Origin of the sequence: Occallatibacter riparius (genome assembly GCF_025264625.1) — a bacterium.
Classification (GTDB): Bacteria; Acidobacteriota; Terriglobia; order Terriglobales; family Acidobacteriaceae; genus Telmatobacter; species Telmatobacter riparius.
The window spans coordinates 1,679,030-1,697,218 of record NZ_CP093313.1; the positions used below are offsets into that span (position 1 = coordinate 1,679,030).

At 62.1% G+C, this 18,189-nt stretch carries 15 protein-coding genes; 6 read left to right on the top strand and 9 right to left on the bottom strand.

What is annotated here, in order from left to right; translation table 11 throughout:
* The first annotated feature begins 106 nt into the window (after positions 1–106).
* Entirely contained in the window at positions 107–943 is an 837-nt protein-coding gene (locus tag MOP44_RS06630) for an SDR family NAD(P)-dependent oxidoreductase (RefSeq protein ID WP_260795182.1), read from the top strand.
* Between the two features lie 55 nt (positions 944–998).
* Here MOP44_RS06630 and MOP44_RS06635 read toward each other — a convergent pair whose 3' ends face one another.
* Both MOP44_RS06635 and mutY read right to left on the bottom strand, forming a co-directional pair.
* A complete protein-coding gene (locus tag MOP44_RS06635) occupies positions 999–2,684 on the bottom strand; it encodes a M28 family peptidase (RefSeq protein ID WP_260795184.1) in 1,686 nt (561 codons plus the stop codon).
* Positions 2,685–2,739: 55 nt separating this feature from the next.
* Complete coding sequence (mutY, locus tag MOP44_RS06640) at positions 2,740–3,816, bottom strand: A/G-specific adenine glycosylase (RefSeq protein ID WP_260795185.1); 1,077 nt, start codon at positions 3,814–3,816, stop codon at positions 2,740–2,742.
* Between the two features lie 137 nt (positions 3,817–3,953).
* Between mutY and MOP44_RS06645 the strand changes: the two genes are divergently transcribed.
* A complete protein-coding gene (locus MOP44_RS06645) occupies positions 3,954–4,835 on the top strand; it encodes a hypothetical protein (protein WP_260795186.1) in 882 nt (293 codons plus the stop codon).
* 96 nt (positions 4,836–4,931) lie between these two features.
* On the opposite strand, the gene alaS is transcribed toward MOP44_RS06645, so the two are convergent.
* From alaS to folP, 7 genes are all read right to left on the bottom strand, one after another.
* Positions 4,932–7,685 carry an alanine--tRNA ligase gene (gene alaS, locus MOP44_RS06650; protein ID WP_260795187.1) on the bottom strand — a complete coding sequence of 918 codons (2,754 nt, stop codon included), beginning with the start codon at positions 7,683–7,685 and terminating at the stop codon, positions 4,932–4,934.
* A 54-nt stretch (positions 7,686–7,739) separates the two neighbouring features.
* The gene (locus MOP44_RS06655; RefSeq protein ID WP_260795188.1) at positions 7,740–8,306 is read right to left on the bottom strand and encodes a regulatory protein RecX; all 567 of its coding nucleotides are present in this window, start codon (positions 8,304–8,306) and stop codon (positions 7,740–7,742) included.
* Positions 8,307–8,321: 15 nt separating this feature from the next.
* On the bottom strand, positions 8,322–8,756 hold the full coding sequence (locus MOP44_RS06660) for a hypothetical protein (RefSeq protein ID WP_260795189.1): 435 nt from the start codon (positions 8,754–8,756) through the stop codon (positions 8,322–8,324).
* A 74-nt stretch (positions 8,757–8,830) separates the two neighbouring features.
* Positions 8,831–10,897 carry a S9 family peptidase gene (locus MOP44_RS06665; RefSeq protein ID WP_260795190.1) on the bottom strand — a complete coding sequence of 689 codons (2,067 nt, stop codon included), beginning with the start codon at positions 10,895–10,897 and terminating at the stop codon, positions 8,831–8,833.
* 235 nt (positions 10,898–11,132) lie between these two features.
* A complete protein-coding gene (locus MOP44_RS06670; protein WP_260795191.1) occupies positions 11,133–12,437 on the bottom strand; it encodes an amidohydrolase family protein in 1,305 nt (434 codons plus the stop codon).
* On the bottom strand, positions 12,434–13,804 hold the full coding sequence (locus tag MOP44_RS06675; protein ID WP_260795192.1) for an amidohydrolase: 1,371 nt from the start codon (positions 13,802–13,804) through the stop codon (positions 12,434–12,436). The genes MOP44_RS06670 and MOP44_RS06675 overlap by 4 nt, the downstream gene beginning before the upstream one ends.
* A 130-nt stretch (positions 13,805–13,934) precedes the next feature.
* The gene (folP, locus tag MOP44_RS06680) at positions 13,935–14,840 is read right to left on the bottom strand and encodes a dihydropteroate synthase (RefSeq protein WP_260795194.1); all 906 of its coding nucleotides are present in this window, start codon (positions 14,838–14,840) and stop codon (positions 13,935–13,937) included.
* Positions 14,841–14,930: 90 nt separating this feature from the next.
* Here folP and dacB point away from each other — a divergent pair, with 90 nt between their 5' ends.
* From dacB to MOP44_RS06700, 4 genes are all read left to right on the top strand, one after another.
* Positions 14,931–16,568, top strand: coding sequence for a D-alanyl-D-alanine carboxypeptidase/D-alanyl-D-alanine endopeptidase (gene dacB / locus MOP44_RS06685; RefSeq protein WP_260795195.1), 1,638 nt, complete (start codon positions 14,931–14,933; stop codon positions 16,566–16,568).
* Positions 16,569–16,664: 96 nt separating this feature from the next.
* Positions 16,665–16,961: a hypothetical protein gene (locus tag MOP44_RS06690; protein WP_260795196.1), complete on the top strand. Its 297-nt coding sequence runs from the start codon at positions 16,665–16,667 to the stop codon at positions 16,959–16,961.
* A gap of 498 nt (positions 16,962–17,459) precedes the next feature.
* Complete coding sequence (locus tag MOP44_RS06695) at positions 17,460–17,819, top strand: c-type cytochrome (protein ID WP_260795198.1); 360 nt, start codon at positions 17,460–17,462, stop codon at positions 17,817–17,819.
* Entirely contained in the window at positions 17,816–18,187 is a 372-nt protein-coding gene (locus MOP44_RS06700) for a hypothetical protein (RefSeq protein ID WP_260795200.1), read from the top strand. Before MOP44_RS06695 ends, MOP44_RS06700 begins: the two co-directional genes overlap by 4 nt.
* The last annotated feature ends 2 nt before the right edge of the window (positions 18,188–18,189 follow it).

Here is an 18,189-nt window from a genome sequence, read left to right on the forward strand (position 1 = left end):
ACAGCGCTTCCAGCGAGCCGCGTTTGGGGACAGCCTCCTCGACATCTCCCCTGACGCCGTATGCATCGGACTCACCGTGCGGCGGGACTGCCGCAGGAGGGAATCCATGCCGTCGTCCAAAGCTCACAACCGAGACAGTTCTAAGACGCCCCTGGCCATAGTCACCGGCGCATCCACCGGAATCGGCTTTCACCTGGCGCGGGTATTCGCCGACAACAACTTCGACGTGCTGATTACCGCCGATGAAGCCCGAGTCAAAGACGCCGCCGTAGAGATCGAAGCGCTGGGCGCGAAGGTCTACACCGTGCAGGCCGACTTGAGCCGGCCAGAAGAGGTCGAGCGCCTCTGGAAGGAAATCGAAGCGACCGGCCGTCCCGTCGACGCCATCGCCATCAACGCCGGCATTGGCACCTCCGGCGATTTCGCCACCGAGACCGACCTCGACCGCGAGCTCAAGATCATCGACTTGAACGTGCGCTCCACGGTGCATCTCGCCAAGTTGGCTGCGCGCCAGATGGTGAGCCGCGGTGAAGGTAAGATCCTAATCACCGCGTCGATCGCCGGCACCATGCCCACGCCGCTGATGGCCGTCTACGGCGCCTCGAAAGCATTCGACCTCGAGTTCGCGCAAAGCCTGCATCACGAACTCAAAGACAAGGGCGTGACCGTAACTGCCCTCAAGCCCGGCGCCACCGACACCGACTTTTTCAAGCGCGCCGACATGGAAGATACCAAGGTCGGCAGCGAGGGTAAGAGCACGAACGATCCCTCAGCAGTCGCAAAGCAGGGTTTCGACGCCCTCATGCGTGGCGACCAGGAAGTCTTTGCCGAAGCGTGGAGCACCAAGATTTCCGGCACCTTTGGCGGCATGGTGCCTAACACCGTGAAGGCCGCGCAGCACAAGAAGATGGCCGCGCACGGAACCGCGAAGAAGTCAGCCTAATCGGCATAAGAAAGGCCGGACGCTTCCAAGCGTCCGGCCTCTCGTTTTTGCGCCTCTATTTGCCCGCTTCGCTCTTCTTCCGCGCAGCCTCGAACTCGTCCCCAGCGTTCCACTCTACCGAGTGCGGCTGTTCGCTGGCCAGCCAGCCCAGCACCAATCCGAACCGCGCCAGCTTCGCATTCCCGCGGAAGTCCCAGTCCGCCCTGTATTCGTCCGACGGCTGATGATAGTGGTTCGCAACGAAATCCTTGAACTGCGCTTGTCCCCAGGCTTCGTCGTGCCCTTCGAACAGCTCGCCCTCGTCCACGCTGAACGCCGGAATCCCCACCCGCGCCAGAGAGAAGTGATCGCTGCGGTAGTAGTGCCCAGCCATCGGATTCGGATCCGGGAGCAGTTGAATATCGAACGCCTTCGCCACCGCTTGCACCGTCGGGTAGAAGTCGATTCGGTCCGCTCCGCCCAGGTCTGCAGAGCGCGGCACCCCAATCGGCAGAATCATGTCGTAATTGAGATCAAGCGTGATGTCCTTCGCCGGCACCGGAGGATGCATTCCCAGGTACTGCGATCCCAGCAGCCCCTGTTCCTCCGCCGTTACTGCGGCAATGTATATATCGTGCGGCGGCTTCTGTGTCGATTGCGCAACCGCCCGCGCCATCTCCAGCAAAATGCCGCATCCCGTGCCGTTGTCAGCCGCGCCGTTGTAGATGTTATCGCCCTTGGCGTCAGGATCGATCCCGAGATGATCGTAGTGCGCGCTGTAAAGCACGGCATTGCCGCTTGGAGCCGCTCCTGCAACCTTGCCCACAACGTTGGTCGAGTCATACTTCCGCACCCGGCTCTCGACGTGTCCCTTCAGCCGCACCGGCAGCTCCACAGCCTTGAATCCCGGCTTGCCGGCCTTTGCAATCTCGTCGTCCACGTTGCCCAGCCCGGCGGCCGTCAGCAGCTTCTGCGCCACGTCATGCTGAATCCACGCGGCAGCCCGCAGCGTCGCATCAGGATCGCCCTGCAGATAGCTCTTCTCAATCGCCTGCGAGTTGCGCACCACATCCCAGCCATAACTCGCCAGATCGGTGCGATGAATGATCAGCACTCCCGCCGCGCCCAGCCTCGCCGCCTGCTCGTACTTGTACGTCCAGCGACCGTAGTAGGTCAGCGCCTTACCCTTGAAGAACTTCTCATCTGTCGACGGCGGCTCGTTCACGATCACCAGCGCGATCTTGCCGTGCATATCCACGCCCGCGTAATCATTCCACTTGTACTCCGGCGAGACGATGCCGTATCCCACAAATACAATCGGCGCGTCGATTTCGGCCGCAGCCTGCCCCGTCTGATCCTTCGATACGATATCTGTCCCGTAAGCCAGATCAATTGCCTGCCCATTCTGCGGCGCAAACGAGAACTTCGTCTTGTCCTCGACGGTGTGCACCGCCATCAGCGGCACCCTCTGGAAGTATCTTCCGCCATCGCCTGCAGGCTGCAGACCACTCAGCGCATACTGTGTGGCGATATATTCAGCGGCGAGCTGGTCGCCGCGCGTGCCGGGTCCGCGCCCTTCCAGCAGATCGAGCGAGAGGAACCGCACATGGGCGCGAATCCGTTCGGCATCGATCGAATTCGCGGCAGAGCGCGCCGCCGGCGGCAGCCCCGGTACAGCCGGTACGGAATTCTGCTGCGCACGAAGAGAAGGCAACGAGATAAGAGCTAGAGCAAGGGTCAGAAAGTAACGTCTGGAATGCATGTCCGCTTGTCCTTTTGAACTACCTTGCGATGGTAATCAATCGCAGCGGTCCAGTTCAAAGCAGCATCGCAGCGGCCTTGCTCCCCGAAGCCGCCACAAGCAGGTGCGCGCGGGTAAGCACCTTGCGCGCCAGGCCCGTGAGCGGCAATCCGGCAAGCTCGTCCGCTCGCACCCAGCGCCGCTTCCCAGCAGCCGGGCCCGCGAGCTCCGTTACCTCATCTTCGTTCACATCGCGGATCCGCACGAAGTAGTTCACCTGCATAATCGCGTGGCGCACTGCCATCCGCAAATGTTCTTCAGGCACGTCCGCATTCCCCAGCGCCGGAAGCTCCCACATTCCCGGCATCACCGTGACGCTCGCAGGCCGCTGCTCCAGCAGCACCTCACGTTCGCCCCTGCGCGTCTGTACGCAAAGTGCATGCGCAATCTCGCGGCTCACCATGCGGGCCCGCGGAGCAGCCTTGTGTTCGCCACGGGTCACGCAATGTTCCGCGATCGGGCATACCAGGCACTGCGGATTGCGCGGCAGGCACACCGTCGCACCCAGCTCCATCATCCCCTGATTGAAGTCACCCGGACGCCGCGGATCCACAAGCTCACTCGCCAGCCCGTCAATCTTCTTGCGCAGCGCCGTCGCGCCACTACCCGAACTCGCTTCCCATCCCGCCAGCCTGCACAGCACGCGCTCCACGTTGCCATCCACCACCGCAACGCGCTCGTCGTGCGCAATGCTGGCAATAGCCGCCGCCGTATAGGCGCCAATCCCCGGTAGCTTGCGCAGCTCCGCCGACGTTGTCGGCATCCTTCCGTTCAGATTCTCCGCAACATAGATCGCCGCTTGGTGCAGCATGCGGGCGCGACGGTAGTACCCCAGCCCGCTCCACAACGCCAGAACATCCTCTTCCGCGGCGCAGGCGAGCGCATCAACTGTGGGAAACCGTTCAAGGAACACGCGGTGCCGGTCGATAACCACGGCAACGCGGGTCTGCTGCAGCATGATCTCCGACACCCAGATCGAGTAGGGATCCTTGTTCTGGCGCCACGGCAGCTCGCGCTGGTTCGCCTCATACCACTTCAACAAGCGGGCGCGCAGTGCCGGCGCGTTCCAATCGCGGGGATTCGATGGAGCCATACGCCCAGCTTACGCGATGCGCCTTTTCGCATGCGGGATGTTCGCAAGTTCGACCCTTCCACTCCGTGCGGAACTCCAAGCCAGAGCGAACCACGAGGCCAAAAGTCGCATCCACCTTTACGTGAAGGAGTGCGGAAGTGAAGTGCTCTTCAGTAACTCTCGCAGCAGCAGCATTGCTGGTCTTCGCCTGCCTCGCGAATGCCCAAGGCCCTAACGCCAGCGAAGCCTCGGCAGCGCTTCCGTCCGCGCCAACGCCCGCACTTACGTCCGTTAAGCCCACTCCCGCACCCATGCCGTCGCCCTATGCCCCGCCTCCGTTCGCGCGCATGTCGGTCGGCGTAGCGGGCTCGCTGCTGGGCATCGAGATGCAGCTCTCCACCAACGTCAGCCGCCACCTCACCCTCCGCGCTATCGGCAACACGTTCAACTACTCCAACAGCTTCACCATCAGCGGAGTCCCCACCAAGGCCAAGCTCAACCTCGCATCGGCGGGCGGCATGGTCGATTACTATCCGTTCAACTTCGCACTCCGCGTGAGCGGCGGTCTGCTCTTCATCAATCGCAACCACATCGACTCAACAACCGACATCCCGGGCGGCGACTCCATCACCCTCAACGGCCAGGACTACTACTCGGCCGGCACCAACCCGCTCACCGGCGCCACCCCACTGCATGGAAGCGGCCACATGGCCCTCAATACCACCACACCAAGTTGGGTGCTCTCCACCGGCTGGGGCAACCACGTCAAGCGCAGCGGACATTGGTCGTTCCCCGTCGAAATCGGCGTAGCCTTCGTCGGAACTCCTAAGGTCACCACCGGCATCAGCGGCTGGGCATGCACGGACGCGACACAAACCCATTGCACGGACATCGCCAACCCCAACGATCCCATCGCGGCTCAGTTCCAGAGCAACCTCAACGCACAGGTCGCCAAGTGGAACAGCAATGTCGAGTGGCTGAAGACCTACCCCATCTTCACCTCGGGCGTCACCTACACCTTCAACCTCCGCCGCTACTAAATCACCGACCAAAATCAGGGCCGCCCCATTCAGAAGCGGCCTTTGTTCCCATGCACTTGCTTTTCTTGTTGTCTTTCCCGGAGGGAATCTGCTGTTCTATCCCAGCAACTCAGCCAGCAACTTCGGCGCAGCCTCAAGCGCAGCGCCAATCTGGGCCTGGTCCTTGCCGCCGGCTTCGGCTATCTCAGGCTTTCCGCCGCCCGATCCGCCCACGAGCTTCGCCACCGCGCCCACCAGCTTCCCAGCCTGGACACGCTTCGTCAGTCCCGGCGTAACCCCGGCAATAATCGCAACCTTGCCCTCCGGCTGCGCCGACGCCAGCACCACCACGCCCTCGCCCGCCTTCTGCTTCAGGTTATCGACCAGCGTCCTAAGCTGCCCGCGATCGAGCTGATCGGCGCGGTGCCGCAGGAGCTTCACGCCCTTCACATCCACAGCCTGCGACACGACATCATCCAGCCCGCCGGCCGCCGACTTCATCCGCATCTCGTCCAGCTCGCGCCGCAGCTTCTTCAGCTCGTCTTCCTGTGAAGCGAGCCGCGCACGCAGGCCATCCGACAAACTGCCCCCCGCCGGCGCGCCCGCAACCTGCGCCGCAACCTGCGCCACCTCCGCATCCCGCCGGAACGAATCCAGCGATCCCATTCCGCTGATCGCCTCCACGCGCCGCACACCCGAGGACACAGACGTCTCGCCCACCAGCTTCAGCAGCCCAATCTCACCCGTCGCGCCCGTGTGCGTACCGCCGCAAAGCTCCGTCGAAAATCCATCCGACAGCTTCACCACCCGAACCTTGTCGCCGTACTTCTCACCGAACAGCGCCATGGCGTGATACTCGTTCACCGCCACGTCAATCGGCACATCCTCCAGCGTCTCCACCTTCGCGTTCGAAAGCACTTCGCGGTTCACGATGTTCTCGATCTCCGCAAGCTCCTCATCCGCCACCTGCGCAAAATGCGAAAAGTCGAAGCGCAGCCGCGTGGGATCAACCAGCGATCCCGCCTGCTTTACATGTGTCCCCAGCACCTGCCGCAGCGCCGCGTGAATCAGGTGCGTTCCCGTGTGGTTGCGCCGAATCGCATCGCGTCTGTCCCCGTCCACGACGGTGTTCACGTGATCGCCCACCGCCAGATCCTGCTTGAGCACAGCCTTGTGCGCGCGCACCCCCTGCACCGGCAGCACGCAGCCAATGATCTCGGCCACGGTAGAATTCCCGTCCAAAGCCAGGAAAAAACCGGTATCGCCCACCTGGCCGCCCGAGTCGCCGTAGAAGCTCGTATGATCGAGCACCACCTCGACCTGCTCGCCGGCCTTGGCCGCGGGCACGCCCACGCCGTCCTTCACAATCGCCAGCACTTCGGCGTCGGTGGAAGTAAGGGAGCGATACCCCTCGAACCCCGTCTTCGGCAGATCGCGGAACGCCGGGCTCGCCGTCTTCTGGCTCCCTCCCTTCCATGAGGCACGCGCCCGGGCTTTCTCTTCCTCTTTGGCAGCTTCAAACCCGGTTTTGTCGAAGGCTATTCCGGCATCGCGAGCGGCCATCATTATGAAATCTTCGGGTAAGCCGAAGGTCTCATAAAGGTGGAACGCGACCTCGCCTGAAAGCACAGGCGAGTCACCACTTTTGGCGGCAAGAACCAACTCTTGATCCAGCTTAGCTGCACCGACCTTTAGGACCCGATCAAACTGCCTCTCTTCCGCTTCGACGGCCCTCGCAACACGCTCCGCGGATTCGTTCAGTTCAGGGTAGGCCCCAGCCATCAAGTCTCGAACTGCATAGACCATCTGAAAGAGAAAGGGCTTCTCATGACCGAGTAGCCGGCCGTGACGAATGGCGCGGCGCATGATCTTACGAAGAACCGAGCCACGCTCGTTCGGACCCGGCAACACACCATCCGAAATCAGGAACGTAGCCGCGCGCGCATGGTCCGCAATAATGCGCAGGCTTGCCGCGTCCTCATCCGCCGTACGCGTCTCCCTGTCCAACTCGGCCTGCGAAACGCGCTTGCCCGTCAGCTCTTCCGCCCTCTCAATCAGCGGCGTAAACAAATCTGTATCGAAGTTCGAAATCTTCCCCTGCAGCACCGCCGACACGCGCTCCAGCCCCATGCCAGTATCCACGCACGGCTTGGGCAGCGGAGTCAGCTTGTAGCTCGTCGTCTTGCCCAGCGGATCGACCACGGCAGACCGGTCGAACTGCATAAACACCAGGTTCCAGATCTCCACGTAGCGCGCATCGTCCTGTCCGAATGGCAGGTCCTTCCCGTGCTCGCTGGCCTCCAGGCCCATGTCGTAGAACAGCTCCGAGCACGGACCGCAAGGTCCCGTCTCGCCCATCTGCCAGAAGTTGTCCTTGCGGCCATAGGTGAAAATGCGTTCCTTGGGAACGCCGGTCGCAATCCAGAACTGCTCGGCTTCGCTGTCGCGCGGCACCTCTTCATCGCCCTCGAAGATGGTCACGTAGAGCCGGTCTTTGGCAATGCCCATCCACTCCGGACTCGTCACCAGCTCCCATGCAAACGCAATCGCGTCCTTCTTGAAATAGTCGCCGAACGAGAAGTTCCCCAGCATCTCGAAGAACGTATGGTGCCGCCGCGTAAAGCCAACATTCTCCAGATCGTTGTGCTTGCCGCCCGCGCGCACGCACTTCTGCGATGTAGTCGCGCGGTTGTACTCGCGCTTCTCCGCGCCAAGGAAGACATCCTTGAACTGGTTCATTCCAGCATTGGTAAACAGCAGCGTCGGATCATTGGCCGGCACCAGCGAAGAAGAGTGCACCCTCCGGTGCCCCTTCGTCTCAAAAAAGCGCAGAAATAGCTCGCGTACTTCGTTCCCTGTGCGATATTGCATGGCTTTTTCAGTGTAAACTCGACGGCTCCGCCAGGAGTCCCCGCGTTGGCAGCCTCACTCAGATCCCGTGTCCTGCGCACTCTCGCCCAGATTGTCAAGCTGGCTCAGCGCCTCGTCCGGCACATCCCACTGCCGCAGAATCCGGTAGATTACGTCCGTCGCGAACCCCGCCGCCACCAGCCGCCGCATCACCCGCGCCGTCGCCTTCTCGTCCTCCGGCTTCCGGATCCGCTTGCGCTCCAGATACTGCCGCGCAAGAGCCTCCTCGTCCGTCCCGGCATAGCGCGCCTCGATCGTCTCCTCGACGATCCGAGCCGCCACGCCCTTCTGCTGCAGCTTCTGCCGCACCGTCCGCTGCCCCAGCTTCTCATTCTCCTGCCGCAGGCGCGTAAACGTTTCAGCGTAGGACTTGTCGTCGAGGTAACCGTACTCCTTGAGCCGCATCACCACCGCAGCAACCACGGCAGCGCCCGCCTCCCCCGGCTCCACGCGCCGATGCATCAGCCGGCGCAGCTCCACCTCCGTGCGCATCCGCCGACCCAGCGCCTTCACGGCATACTCATACAGCCCCGCCTCATTCAACGGAGCGCGCGCCTTCTTCGGCCTGGAACTGAATGACATAGCCGTCGCCTGGATTCAGACCGACGCCCGGGTGTGCTGCATCGCCTCAGGCTCGGCGAGCTGCTCAAGCGCGAGCGACTTGGCCTTCACCCGGATGGTCACAAAATCGCCGGAGCCCTCATGCAGCCCGGCGAGAACCAGCTCCACTCCCTGAGCGGAGCGCAGCGAAACGGGGAGGGTGTTTTCGTCGGGGCAGTCGGAGCAGTCGGCGTCGATCGTGTCCGCGGTGAAGGTGCCCTCCATCAGCCAGCTCGGCAGATTGGGGGAATCGACCGTGAGCGCCGCGCCGTCAAGCACCAGCCGGATCTCCTGGCGGTAGAGGATGGGGGGCAGCTCCTGGGCGGATCGTTCGGTTTCCACCCGGACAGCGCGCAGCTTGATGGAGACGCGCTCTGCATCCTGCTCGATGGACTCAAGAAGGCTGTCGTTGAACTCGTAGAACTTCAGCATGGGTGCGCTCCCGCCTTTCGAAAAGGTACCTCAAGCATACCCGCCGCTCAGACCAGCCTCAAACTGATCCCTGATCACTGACCACTGGCTTTGGTCCACTTGTCCACCCACGCATTCACCGTCTTGTACCAGAGCTGCGAGTTCTGCGGCTTCAGCACCCAGTGCCCCTCGTCCGGGAAGTACAGCATCTGGCTCGGCACATGCCTCAGTTGCAGCGTATCGAAGAGTTGCAGCCCCTCGCTCACATCCAGCCGGTAGTCGAGCTGCCCATGCACCACCAGCGTCGGCGTCTTGAAATTCTTCGCATAGAGCGACGGCGACCACTTTCGGAACGGGTTCTCCGAGTCTGGCTTCCCGTAGTAGTCCCACGGCGCGCCCTTGAACTCCCACGTATTGAACCAGTCCTCCTCGGTCGATCCAAACGCCGACTCGGCATTGAACATCCCATCGTGGCTCACGATGCACTTGAAGCGGTCCGTGTGCCCCAGCACCCAGTTCGCCATATACCCGCCGTAGCTCGCCCCCAGCGCGCACTCCCGCGTCTTGTCGATGAACGGATAGTGCTGCTCGGCATAGTCGAGCCCGGTCATCAGGTCGGTATACGGCTTGCCGCCCCAGTCGCCGTTCACGCCATCAACAACCGCCTGCCCGTACCCCGTCGACCCCCGCGGATTGATCATCACCACCACATACCCGTTGGCCGCAAACAGCTCCGCATTCCAGCGGTACGACCACGAGTCGCCCCAGGCTCCCTGCGGCCCGCCATGAATCAGAAACTTCACCGGATACTTCTTCTGCGGGTCGTACCCCGGCGGCGGAATCACAAAACCCTGCAGCTTCGTCCCATCCTTGGCCGTGAACCAGAAGTCCTGCATCTTGGGGAGGTCGAGTTGCGCGAGCAGCGCGTCGTTGAGGTGAGTGAGCGGATGATCAATTACATGGTGGGTTGCGATCCACGTGAAAGAAAGTCCCTCGAGCGAGCCAGCGCCTTGTTTTGTGCCGGGTCGGAATGTTGCGGCTTCCCCAGGGCTCGCCACGGTCATCTTTGTGGCGATGAGGAGGCCGTCTGTCGTGGGATGCAGGTCCGAAAATTCACCCTCAGTGGGTTCGCTTGCAAATGGAAACGAAGTGCCGTCCAACCTAACAGCCGACACCGGAGCCTTACCCAAGCTGCCGGAAACAAAGAGAACTGTCTGCGAATCCGGCGCCCAGGCAAACTCGTCCACCCAGTTATCGAACTTCGGCAGCAGATCTTTGCCCGACTTCGCGCTCCGGTCATACAGCCACAGCCGGAACTTATCGCTCTCATACCCCGCCCGCGCTTGGCTCCGCCATGCAATGTACTTCCCGTCCGCCGAGTAAGCCGGATTGAAGTTCCCGCCCGCGCTCGTCGAAATCTTCACCGGCTTCGCCGCCGGATTCGTCAGATCCAGCGTCCATATCTGGGCACTGGTCGAGATCGCCGGCACCGGATCGGGATTCTCGGTAAACGCCAGCTCCTTCGAGTCAGGCGAAATCGAGAATCCGCCGCCGCCACCCAGCGAGAACGGCGGCACATCGTGCGTATCCCCGGGGTTCAGGTCCCGTACCTTGCCCGAATCGACATCCACCACAAACAGGTGCGACCGCTTCGGCCCGGTGTAGTGGTTCCAGTGCCGGTAGAGCAGCTCCGTCCAGATCTGCGCCTTCACCTTGCTCGCAGCCGCGGCCTTGTCGCGATCCGCGTTGCACTTGTCGCCGCTCGCGTCGTCAAACGAAATGGCTGGACAGTCTGGATAAACAGAAGAAGTAAAAACCACGGAGTGGCCATCCGGCGACCACTTCGCGTTATCCGCCTCCGTCGCAATCGAAGTCAGCTTCTTCGCATTGCTCGTAGCCCCTGTGGCCGCATCGAAATCCGCCACCCACACCTGCTGCGAACCATCACGGCTAGAAGTAAACAGAATCCGCTTACGATCCGCAGCAAAATCCACTCCACCATCCCCCGCCTGCGCAACCGCCAGCTTCAACGGCTCGCCGCCCTCGATCTTCTGCAGCCACAACTCCGCCGTCTTCGAGTTCTTCTGGAGATCGACCGTAGTCACCGAATAGACCAGCCACTTCCCATCCGGCGAAACCGCCGTCTCGCCTAGCCGTTTCATGGCCATCATGTCCTCAAAGGTCAAGGGCCGCTTTGTCTGTGCGAATGTGGAGGGAAGGAGAGCTGCAAGAAGAGCGAAATAAAGGAGGGACCTGGATACGTTCATACGAGCCTGCCTGCGCGCGAAAAACACCTGGTTTGCGCGAAGGGAAAGTGTACACCGGCCAGTGGTCAGTGATCAGTGGCCAGTGATCAAACCGCTTCCGCAAATCTGACCACTGACCACTGTTCACTGATCACTGCTTCGCCTTGTACTCATCCCGCAGCCGCGTCTGCCGATCCACCATCGGAACCGCCACTCCCTGGATGTACACCTGCTTCACATCCGTCCGCACATCCAGAGGATCCCCGTTCGCGATCACCACGTTCGCCATCTTGCCCACATCCAGCGACCCCAGCTTGTCGCCGAATCCGAACATATCGGCAACATTTTGCGTGATCGCCTTCAGCCCCTCGTCATACGGCAGCCCATACGCGACCGCAAACCCTGCGGCATAGGGCAAATTGCGCACCGAGTGGCTGCTGACCGGCCCCTCGCCGTCCGCCGACGAAATCGCGACCTTCACTCCACGCTTCGCCAATTCCGCCGGCAGCGTGTAAACCGCGTCGAAGCGCTCATCCGCCCGCGGCGCATCATAGATCGACCCAATGATCACCGGCACCTTGTACGAGGCAATCTTGTCCAGCACCTCCTGCGACTGCGTAACGTGGTTCAGGATCACCTTCAGGTGAAACTCCTTCGCCATCCCCATGATCACCTCGACGTCGTACCCCTCGTACACGCCGATCACCACCGGCTTCTCGCCCTTGAGATACGGAATCAACGCCTCCAACTTCAGATCGCGCTTGAACCCCTTATCGTCCTTCTTATTGGCCGCGGCATCGCGCTTGGCCATGTAGTCCTGCGCATCGAAGAAGCTCTGCCGCAGCTGCGTCACCAGCCCCATGCGCGTCGAAGGATACGTCCCGAACCCGCCGCCGCGTCCCCCGCGCCGCCGCTGCTCCGCGCCGTAGTTCATCGCCAGCGCCACGTCACGGCCCATGATCATGTCATCGCGGTCCTTGCCGTAAAGCTGGATGAAGATATCCTGTCCGGAGATCGAGTCCTCGCTCGCAGGAGCCACCACCGCATTCGTCACGCCATTGAGCCGCGCCACCGGAATCAGTTCCGTCTCCGAGTGGAACGCGTCGTAAACATGCATGTGCGGCATGATCTCGTCCGAGCGCTCCACCAGATCATTCGTCATCTGGTCAGCCGAAATCTCCGTCAGCCCGAAGTTCGTCTCGGGATCGATCAGCCCCGGATACACTGTCATCCCCTTGGCGTCCACGATCTGCGCATCGCCCGGAACCTTCACCTCGCCGGCCTTGCCCACTGCCGCGATCTTGCCGTCAGCAATCACCAGCACTCCGTTCTCAATCGTGCCGTGAGATACAGTAAGCAGCTTCCCGCCTTCAATCGCTATGGTCTTAGAGGCGTCAGCGGCATGCAGCGCCAGCGAAGCCGTCAAAAGAGCTACAAATACAAAAGGCTTTCTCACCGGCCATCCTCCGCGCTTCCAATTTCATCGTCCGATCCGAACCCACCGCCATCATGCATCACGCCGCTGAAATGCGTTGTACCCCATCCCGGCAGCGCCGCGTCAAAGAACAGTTCGCCGTCGATATACACCTTCTGCGCGCGCGCATACGTCGACAGCGGATCGTGATTCCACAGAACCAGGTCAGCATCCTTGCCTACGTCGATGGAGCCCGTGCGGTCGTCCACGCCAATAATCCACGCAGGATTCAGCGTGATCATGCGGATGGCCTCATCTTCGGTCGCGCCCCCATAGTGCACCATCTTCCCCGCCTCCTGGTTCAGGCGCCGGATGTGATCGTCCGAGTCCGACTTGAGCGCGACCTTCACGCCCTCGCGCATCGACAACACCGCGTTCCACGGAATCGCATCGCGTGCCTCATCCTTGAAGCCCCACCAGTCCGCGAACGTCGCAATCGCAGTCCCATCCGCCGCAATCTTGTCGCCCACCTTATACATCTCCAGCGCATGATGGAACGCGCGGATTTTGTACCCGTACTCCTTCGCAATCGCCTCTTCTGTCAGAAACTCATCCGCGCGATAGCAATGAATCTGCACATATAACTTCCCGCGCAGCACGTCCGCCAGGGCTTCCAGCTTGAGATCGCGCTTAGGTGCAACGGCGTCCTTATCGCCCTTCTTCACCTTGGCGTCGTAGGCGTCCCACTCCGCCATGTAGTGCTTCGCATCCTCGAATGCCATGCGCATCACTTCGAAGTTCCCCATGCGCGTCGAAGGAAGCTGGTCGCGGCTGCCGTAAACGCGCTTGGGATTCTCGCCGCTCGCAAACTTGATCGAGCCCGGTGCATTCGGAAACAGCATTGCATCGCGGTCCAAGCCAAACTTGTTCTTGATCACCACGGCTTGCCCGCCGATCATGTTCGCCGACCCGTGCAGCAGCAACTCCGTCGTCACACCGCCGGCCAGAGCGCGATACAGATCGGCGCTGCGGTTATCGAACGCGTCGATCATGTGCATCGACGGCGTTACCGGGCTAGTGGCCTCGTTCACGTCGCCATCCAGGGCCGAATGCGAGTGCGGGTCGATGATGCCGGGCGTGAGCCACATGCCCGATGCATCCACCACCTGCGCAGAAGAGGGCGCATTCACGCTCTCGCCCACACCTGCAATCTTGCCTGTGTGCACCCACACCGAGCCATGCTCGATCGTGCCGTGGCTCGCGGTCATCACGGTTGCGTTCTTGAATACGAGATCCTGCGGCGGAGCTGACGAAGACGTCTGCGCACCGGCAATAACGGAGCACAGCAGCATGGGAATGGCACAGCCCGCGGTTCGCAGGGCGCGCCGGGGCGTAGGCAGAGAATCCAAGGGAGACCTCCGGAAAAAGAAAATGCAGTCAGTTTTCAGCGCTTATCGGGGAAGATCGCGCAGCATTGATCGGCTCAAATCCTTATGCGGGATGCTACAGCATCAACCGTGAGGTTGCCATGGAGTTTCCTTAGAACGCATAGAGCGCGGCGTCGGCAATCCGCGCAGCCTCAGCGGCAGCGCGCACGGAGTGCACTCGAACAATCGAGGCACCCTGCAGAATCGCCGCTACCATTGCGGCCAGCGACGCATTCTCGCGCTGATTCACCGGCGCAGGTTCACCGTCATGCAGCGGTGCGAGAGTGTGCCCCAGGAATGATTTGCGTGACACGCCGGCCAGCAGCGGACACCCCAGCGAAAGCAACTCTGCCTGTCGCGCCAGCAAGCTGTAGTTCTCTCCGAATCGCTTGCCGAAACCATATCCTGGATCAAGCACAATGGCATTGCGCCGAATACCCGCTCTCTCTGCCACGGAAAGGCTCTCGCTCAATCCGTCGCGAACCAGCCTCAGCACCGCATGGCCACCCAACCGCTCCTGTCCTCGCCACTGATCGGGCTTCCCGCGCGTGTGCATCAGGATCACGCCTGCACCAGTTTCAGCGCAGACGCGCGGCATATCTGCATCCCATGTGAATCCGCTGACGTCGTTGATAATCTCCGCACCCGCGGCGAGCGCCTCGCTCGCGGTCGCTGCCTTGTAGGTATCCACCGACAACACCGCGTCCGGCCGCGCTCTGCGAATCCCCTCAATCACCGGCAGCAACCGCGCCTGCTCCTCCTCCGCGCTTACTGCCGCATCCGCTCCGCCAGCTCGCGATCCCGGCCGCGTGCTCTCCGCGCCGAGATCGAGAAGATCCGCGCCCTCATCCATCAATTGCAGAGCCCGGCCCACCGCATCCGCATGCGAAAACGAAACACCGCCGTCGCTGAAAGAGTCCGGCGTAATATTCACCACGCCCATCACGAGCGTGCGCGCGCCCACCTCAAGGCTGCGCGTGCGCAGGTGCCATTCCGAAACTGTGCGGCGAACGTACATGTTCTCTACAGCGCAACGCGAGGCTGCGGCGACAACTCGATTCTATGTGCGCCGCCCAAGCCCGTCCTCGCCCCCTGCTACACTCGCGCCATGCATTCTTCTTCATGGCTGTTGGCGGCCGCTCTCGGTTGCGCTCTCACGCCGGTGCCGCCTCTCGGCGCGCAGCGCGCGCCACACCGGCCCGCACCGCGCGCCGTCGCCAAAACCAACACGCTCGCCGATAGCATCAACGCGATCCTCGCCGAGCCTTCGCTGAGCCATGCGCATTTCGGCATTAGCGTGACCACGCTCGATGGCCAACAGCTCTACGGCCTGAACGATGGCCGCCTCTTCGTGCCCGCCTCCAACGCCAAGCTGCTCACCACCGCCACCGCGTACGCTCTGCTCCCGGTGGACACACTGACCTGGACAACAAATATCGTCGCCGGCGGCGAAGTCGACGCATCCGGTGTTCTGCATGGCGACCTCATCATCCTCGGCTCAGGCGACCCAACACTGAACGTGCACAAGTACCCCTACCAACCGCCCGCGCCGCCCCCACCTCCCGGCACTCCACCGGCGCCGCCGGCCCCCCGCCCTCGCGCAATCGCCGTCCTCGAGCAACTCGCCGAGCAAATCGAGCAGTCCGGCATCCGGGAGATAACCGGCAACGTCGTCGGCGACGACTCCTTCTACCTCGATGACCCGTACGGCGCCTCTTGGGCCTGGGACGATCTACAGTGGCAATACGGCGCGCCGGTGTCCGCCCTCACGTTCAACGACAACACAACCGGCCTGATCATCGAAGCCGATCCCGATGCCTCGAAGCCCGGCCAGACCGCTGTCTCCTGGAACCCGCCCATCGACTACTACCAGGTCGACAACGCCATGACCATCGCCGCTCCCGGCGAGCAGCCGCATCCTGGGCTCGACCGCCGTCCGGGGAGCCGCCTCATCCGAGCCTTCGGCACCGTCGCTCAGAGCGGTCTTCACGATCCTGTTGCCATCGAGGATCCGGCCGAGTTCACCGCCCTCACCTTCAAGGAAGCTCTGCGCAGCCGCGGCATCAAGACTGACGGCGTTGCCACCGCCGCGCACCGGTATTCCATTGCCACGGGCGAGTTCTCTGCGGAGCGCTCGATGCCCCTCGCCTCCTTGGTGCCGTCGACCCAGAACGCCATCGCCGCTCCGCTCGAAGGCCGCAAGGTACTGGCCCACCGCACCTCGGTTCCGCTCGCGCAGGACATCATGCTGACCAACAAGGTCAGTCAGAACCTCCATGCTGAACTGCTCCTTCGCCTCCTCGGCAAGACCTTCGGCACGGACGGTAGCTTCGCTGAAGGCGCCCGCGTAGTGCGCCAGTTCATGCTTTCAGCGGGCGTGGACGACAACGACTTCTTCTTTTACGACGGCAGCGGCATGAGCATGGACGATCGCATCACGCCCCGTGCGATAACCCGGCTCCTCACCTATGCCGCGCGCCAGCCGTGGGGCGAGGCCTGGCGTCAGACGTTCCCCATCGCAGGCGTGGACGGTACCCTATCCGGTCGTTTCAAAACATCGCCGCTGAAAGGCCGTATGTTCGCCAAGACCGGCACCCTTGCGGAGAGCAACGCGCTCTCCGGGTACCTGACCACCGCATCCGGGAAAACTCTCGCCTTTTCCATCATGGTCAACGGCCACAAGCCCTCCTCCAACGACGAGTACAAGGCCATTGACCGCATCGCCGAAGCCATCGCCGCCGACTAAGGATGAATCTTTTGTACTTAGCCATCTCCGGCTCAAATGTCGTGCATCGAACCAAAACAGCGGTTGCTCGAGGACCCATCCCCAGGGGGCTCGAAGATGTTTTTTACGGAAGTGGTCGGCAAACTCCGCGGAAGAGGCTACGAAGTAGCGTGTGCCCTGCTCATCAGCCGCTGCGATAACGGCGCGCCGGCCATGCGATGCGCTGTGCAGGATGCGCCATATTGGCTGCCCGACGGATACTACGAAGTCCTGTTCGACGATCAGTCCGCCTTCCTCCGTCGCTGTAATGGCGCCTGGAGCACAGGCATCGCATGGGCAGCAATTCCGCGCAAAGTATCCAGGCCGGAGGGAGAGCGGTTCATCGCTGAATGGACCCGCAGCATCGCCGGCTGATAGCATCGCCGGCTGATCAGGTCCGTCTCTTACCTGAAATGATTCTCCTTTTGCAGGTTTGGCTTGCCCCATAGCCGCATCGGCGTCTCTGCTGATATTGTTTCCTCCTCGAACAAAATCAAACGGGGACCGAACATGGGGACCACGGAGATCGTCAGCGGCACTCTAAAGGGAATGAGCTTTTTGGTTGAGTGCCGGCTTATGGCGAAGCGAAGCGAAGTCAAAACCGACTCTGGACCGGCATACACCCGCTGTGCGGTCCTGGATGCACCACTCTCCTTGCCGGACGGATACTACGAAGCCTCCTTCTGTGGCCATACCGCCTTCCTGCACAAAACTGACGGCGGATGGACCATCGGCGTCCCGTGGCGCGAACTTCGTCAGCCAGGGGAGCCAGTGCACCCAAAACGGCTCGATTCCGACCCGAATGCCATAACGGAACTCCCCGAATTCCCCTGAGCCGCGTTTCAATAGCGCCGCCTAGTATCATCGAGCTAGATGCTCATCCGTACGTTTGCTGCCTTTATCGCCGTGATTTCCGCGGCCGGCCTTTTCCTGGCTCTCGGCTGCAAGTCCCTGCCCCCCTCCAAGCCCGAGTCGCAATGGACCCCGCAGGAGGCGCGCGGCGCCGCGGTTTATCACACTGCCTGCGCCCGCTGCCATTACCCCACCAACACGCGCGGACTCAACGGCCCCGGGCTTCAGGCCATCACCAAGGTGCCCGCCATGCCCTCCGGAGCGCCGCCGACTGACGAGCGCCTGACCAACGTGATCCTGCACGGCCGCAACATGATGCCCGGAACCTCCTTGGACGATCAGCAGCTTCAAGACCTGCTGGCGTATCTGCACACGCTATGACCAGCGAGCCAACGCGGCATCCCGAGCCAGGTAAGCAGCCAGCGCGACGCCTGCCACTGCCCGGCGTGGCGGCCATTGCCTTCTACCTGCTGCTCGTCTCGGGAACCATTGCAATCGGCGTGGTGGGAAGCCACTACCCTCCGCTCTACCTGCTCTTCTCCGTCGCCTTCTTCACGGCGAGCGCCGGCCTGATTGCCGGATTTCGCTGGGCATGGGCGCTGAGTCTGGGCGCGGTCTTCTCCCTCACGGCGTACAACGCGTGGGTATTCTCGCAGCAGCATTCCATTCCGCCGGCGGTGCAGGGGTTGCTGAATCTGGTCTTCTTCCTCTACCTGATCCGCCCTGAAGTCCGCGCCGGCCTCCGCTAGCG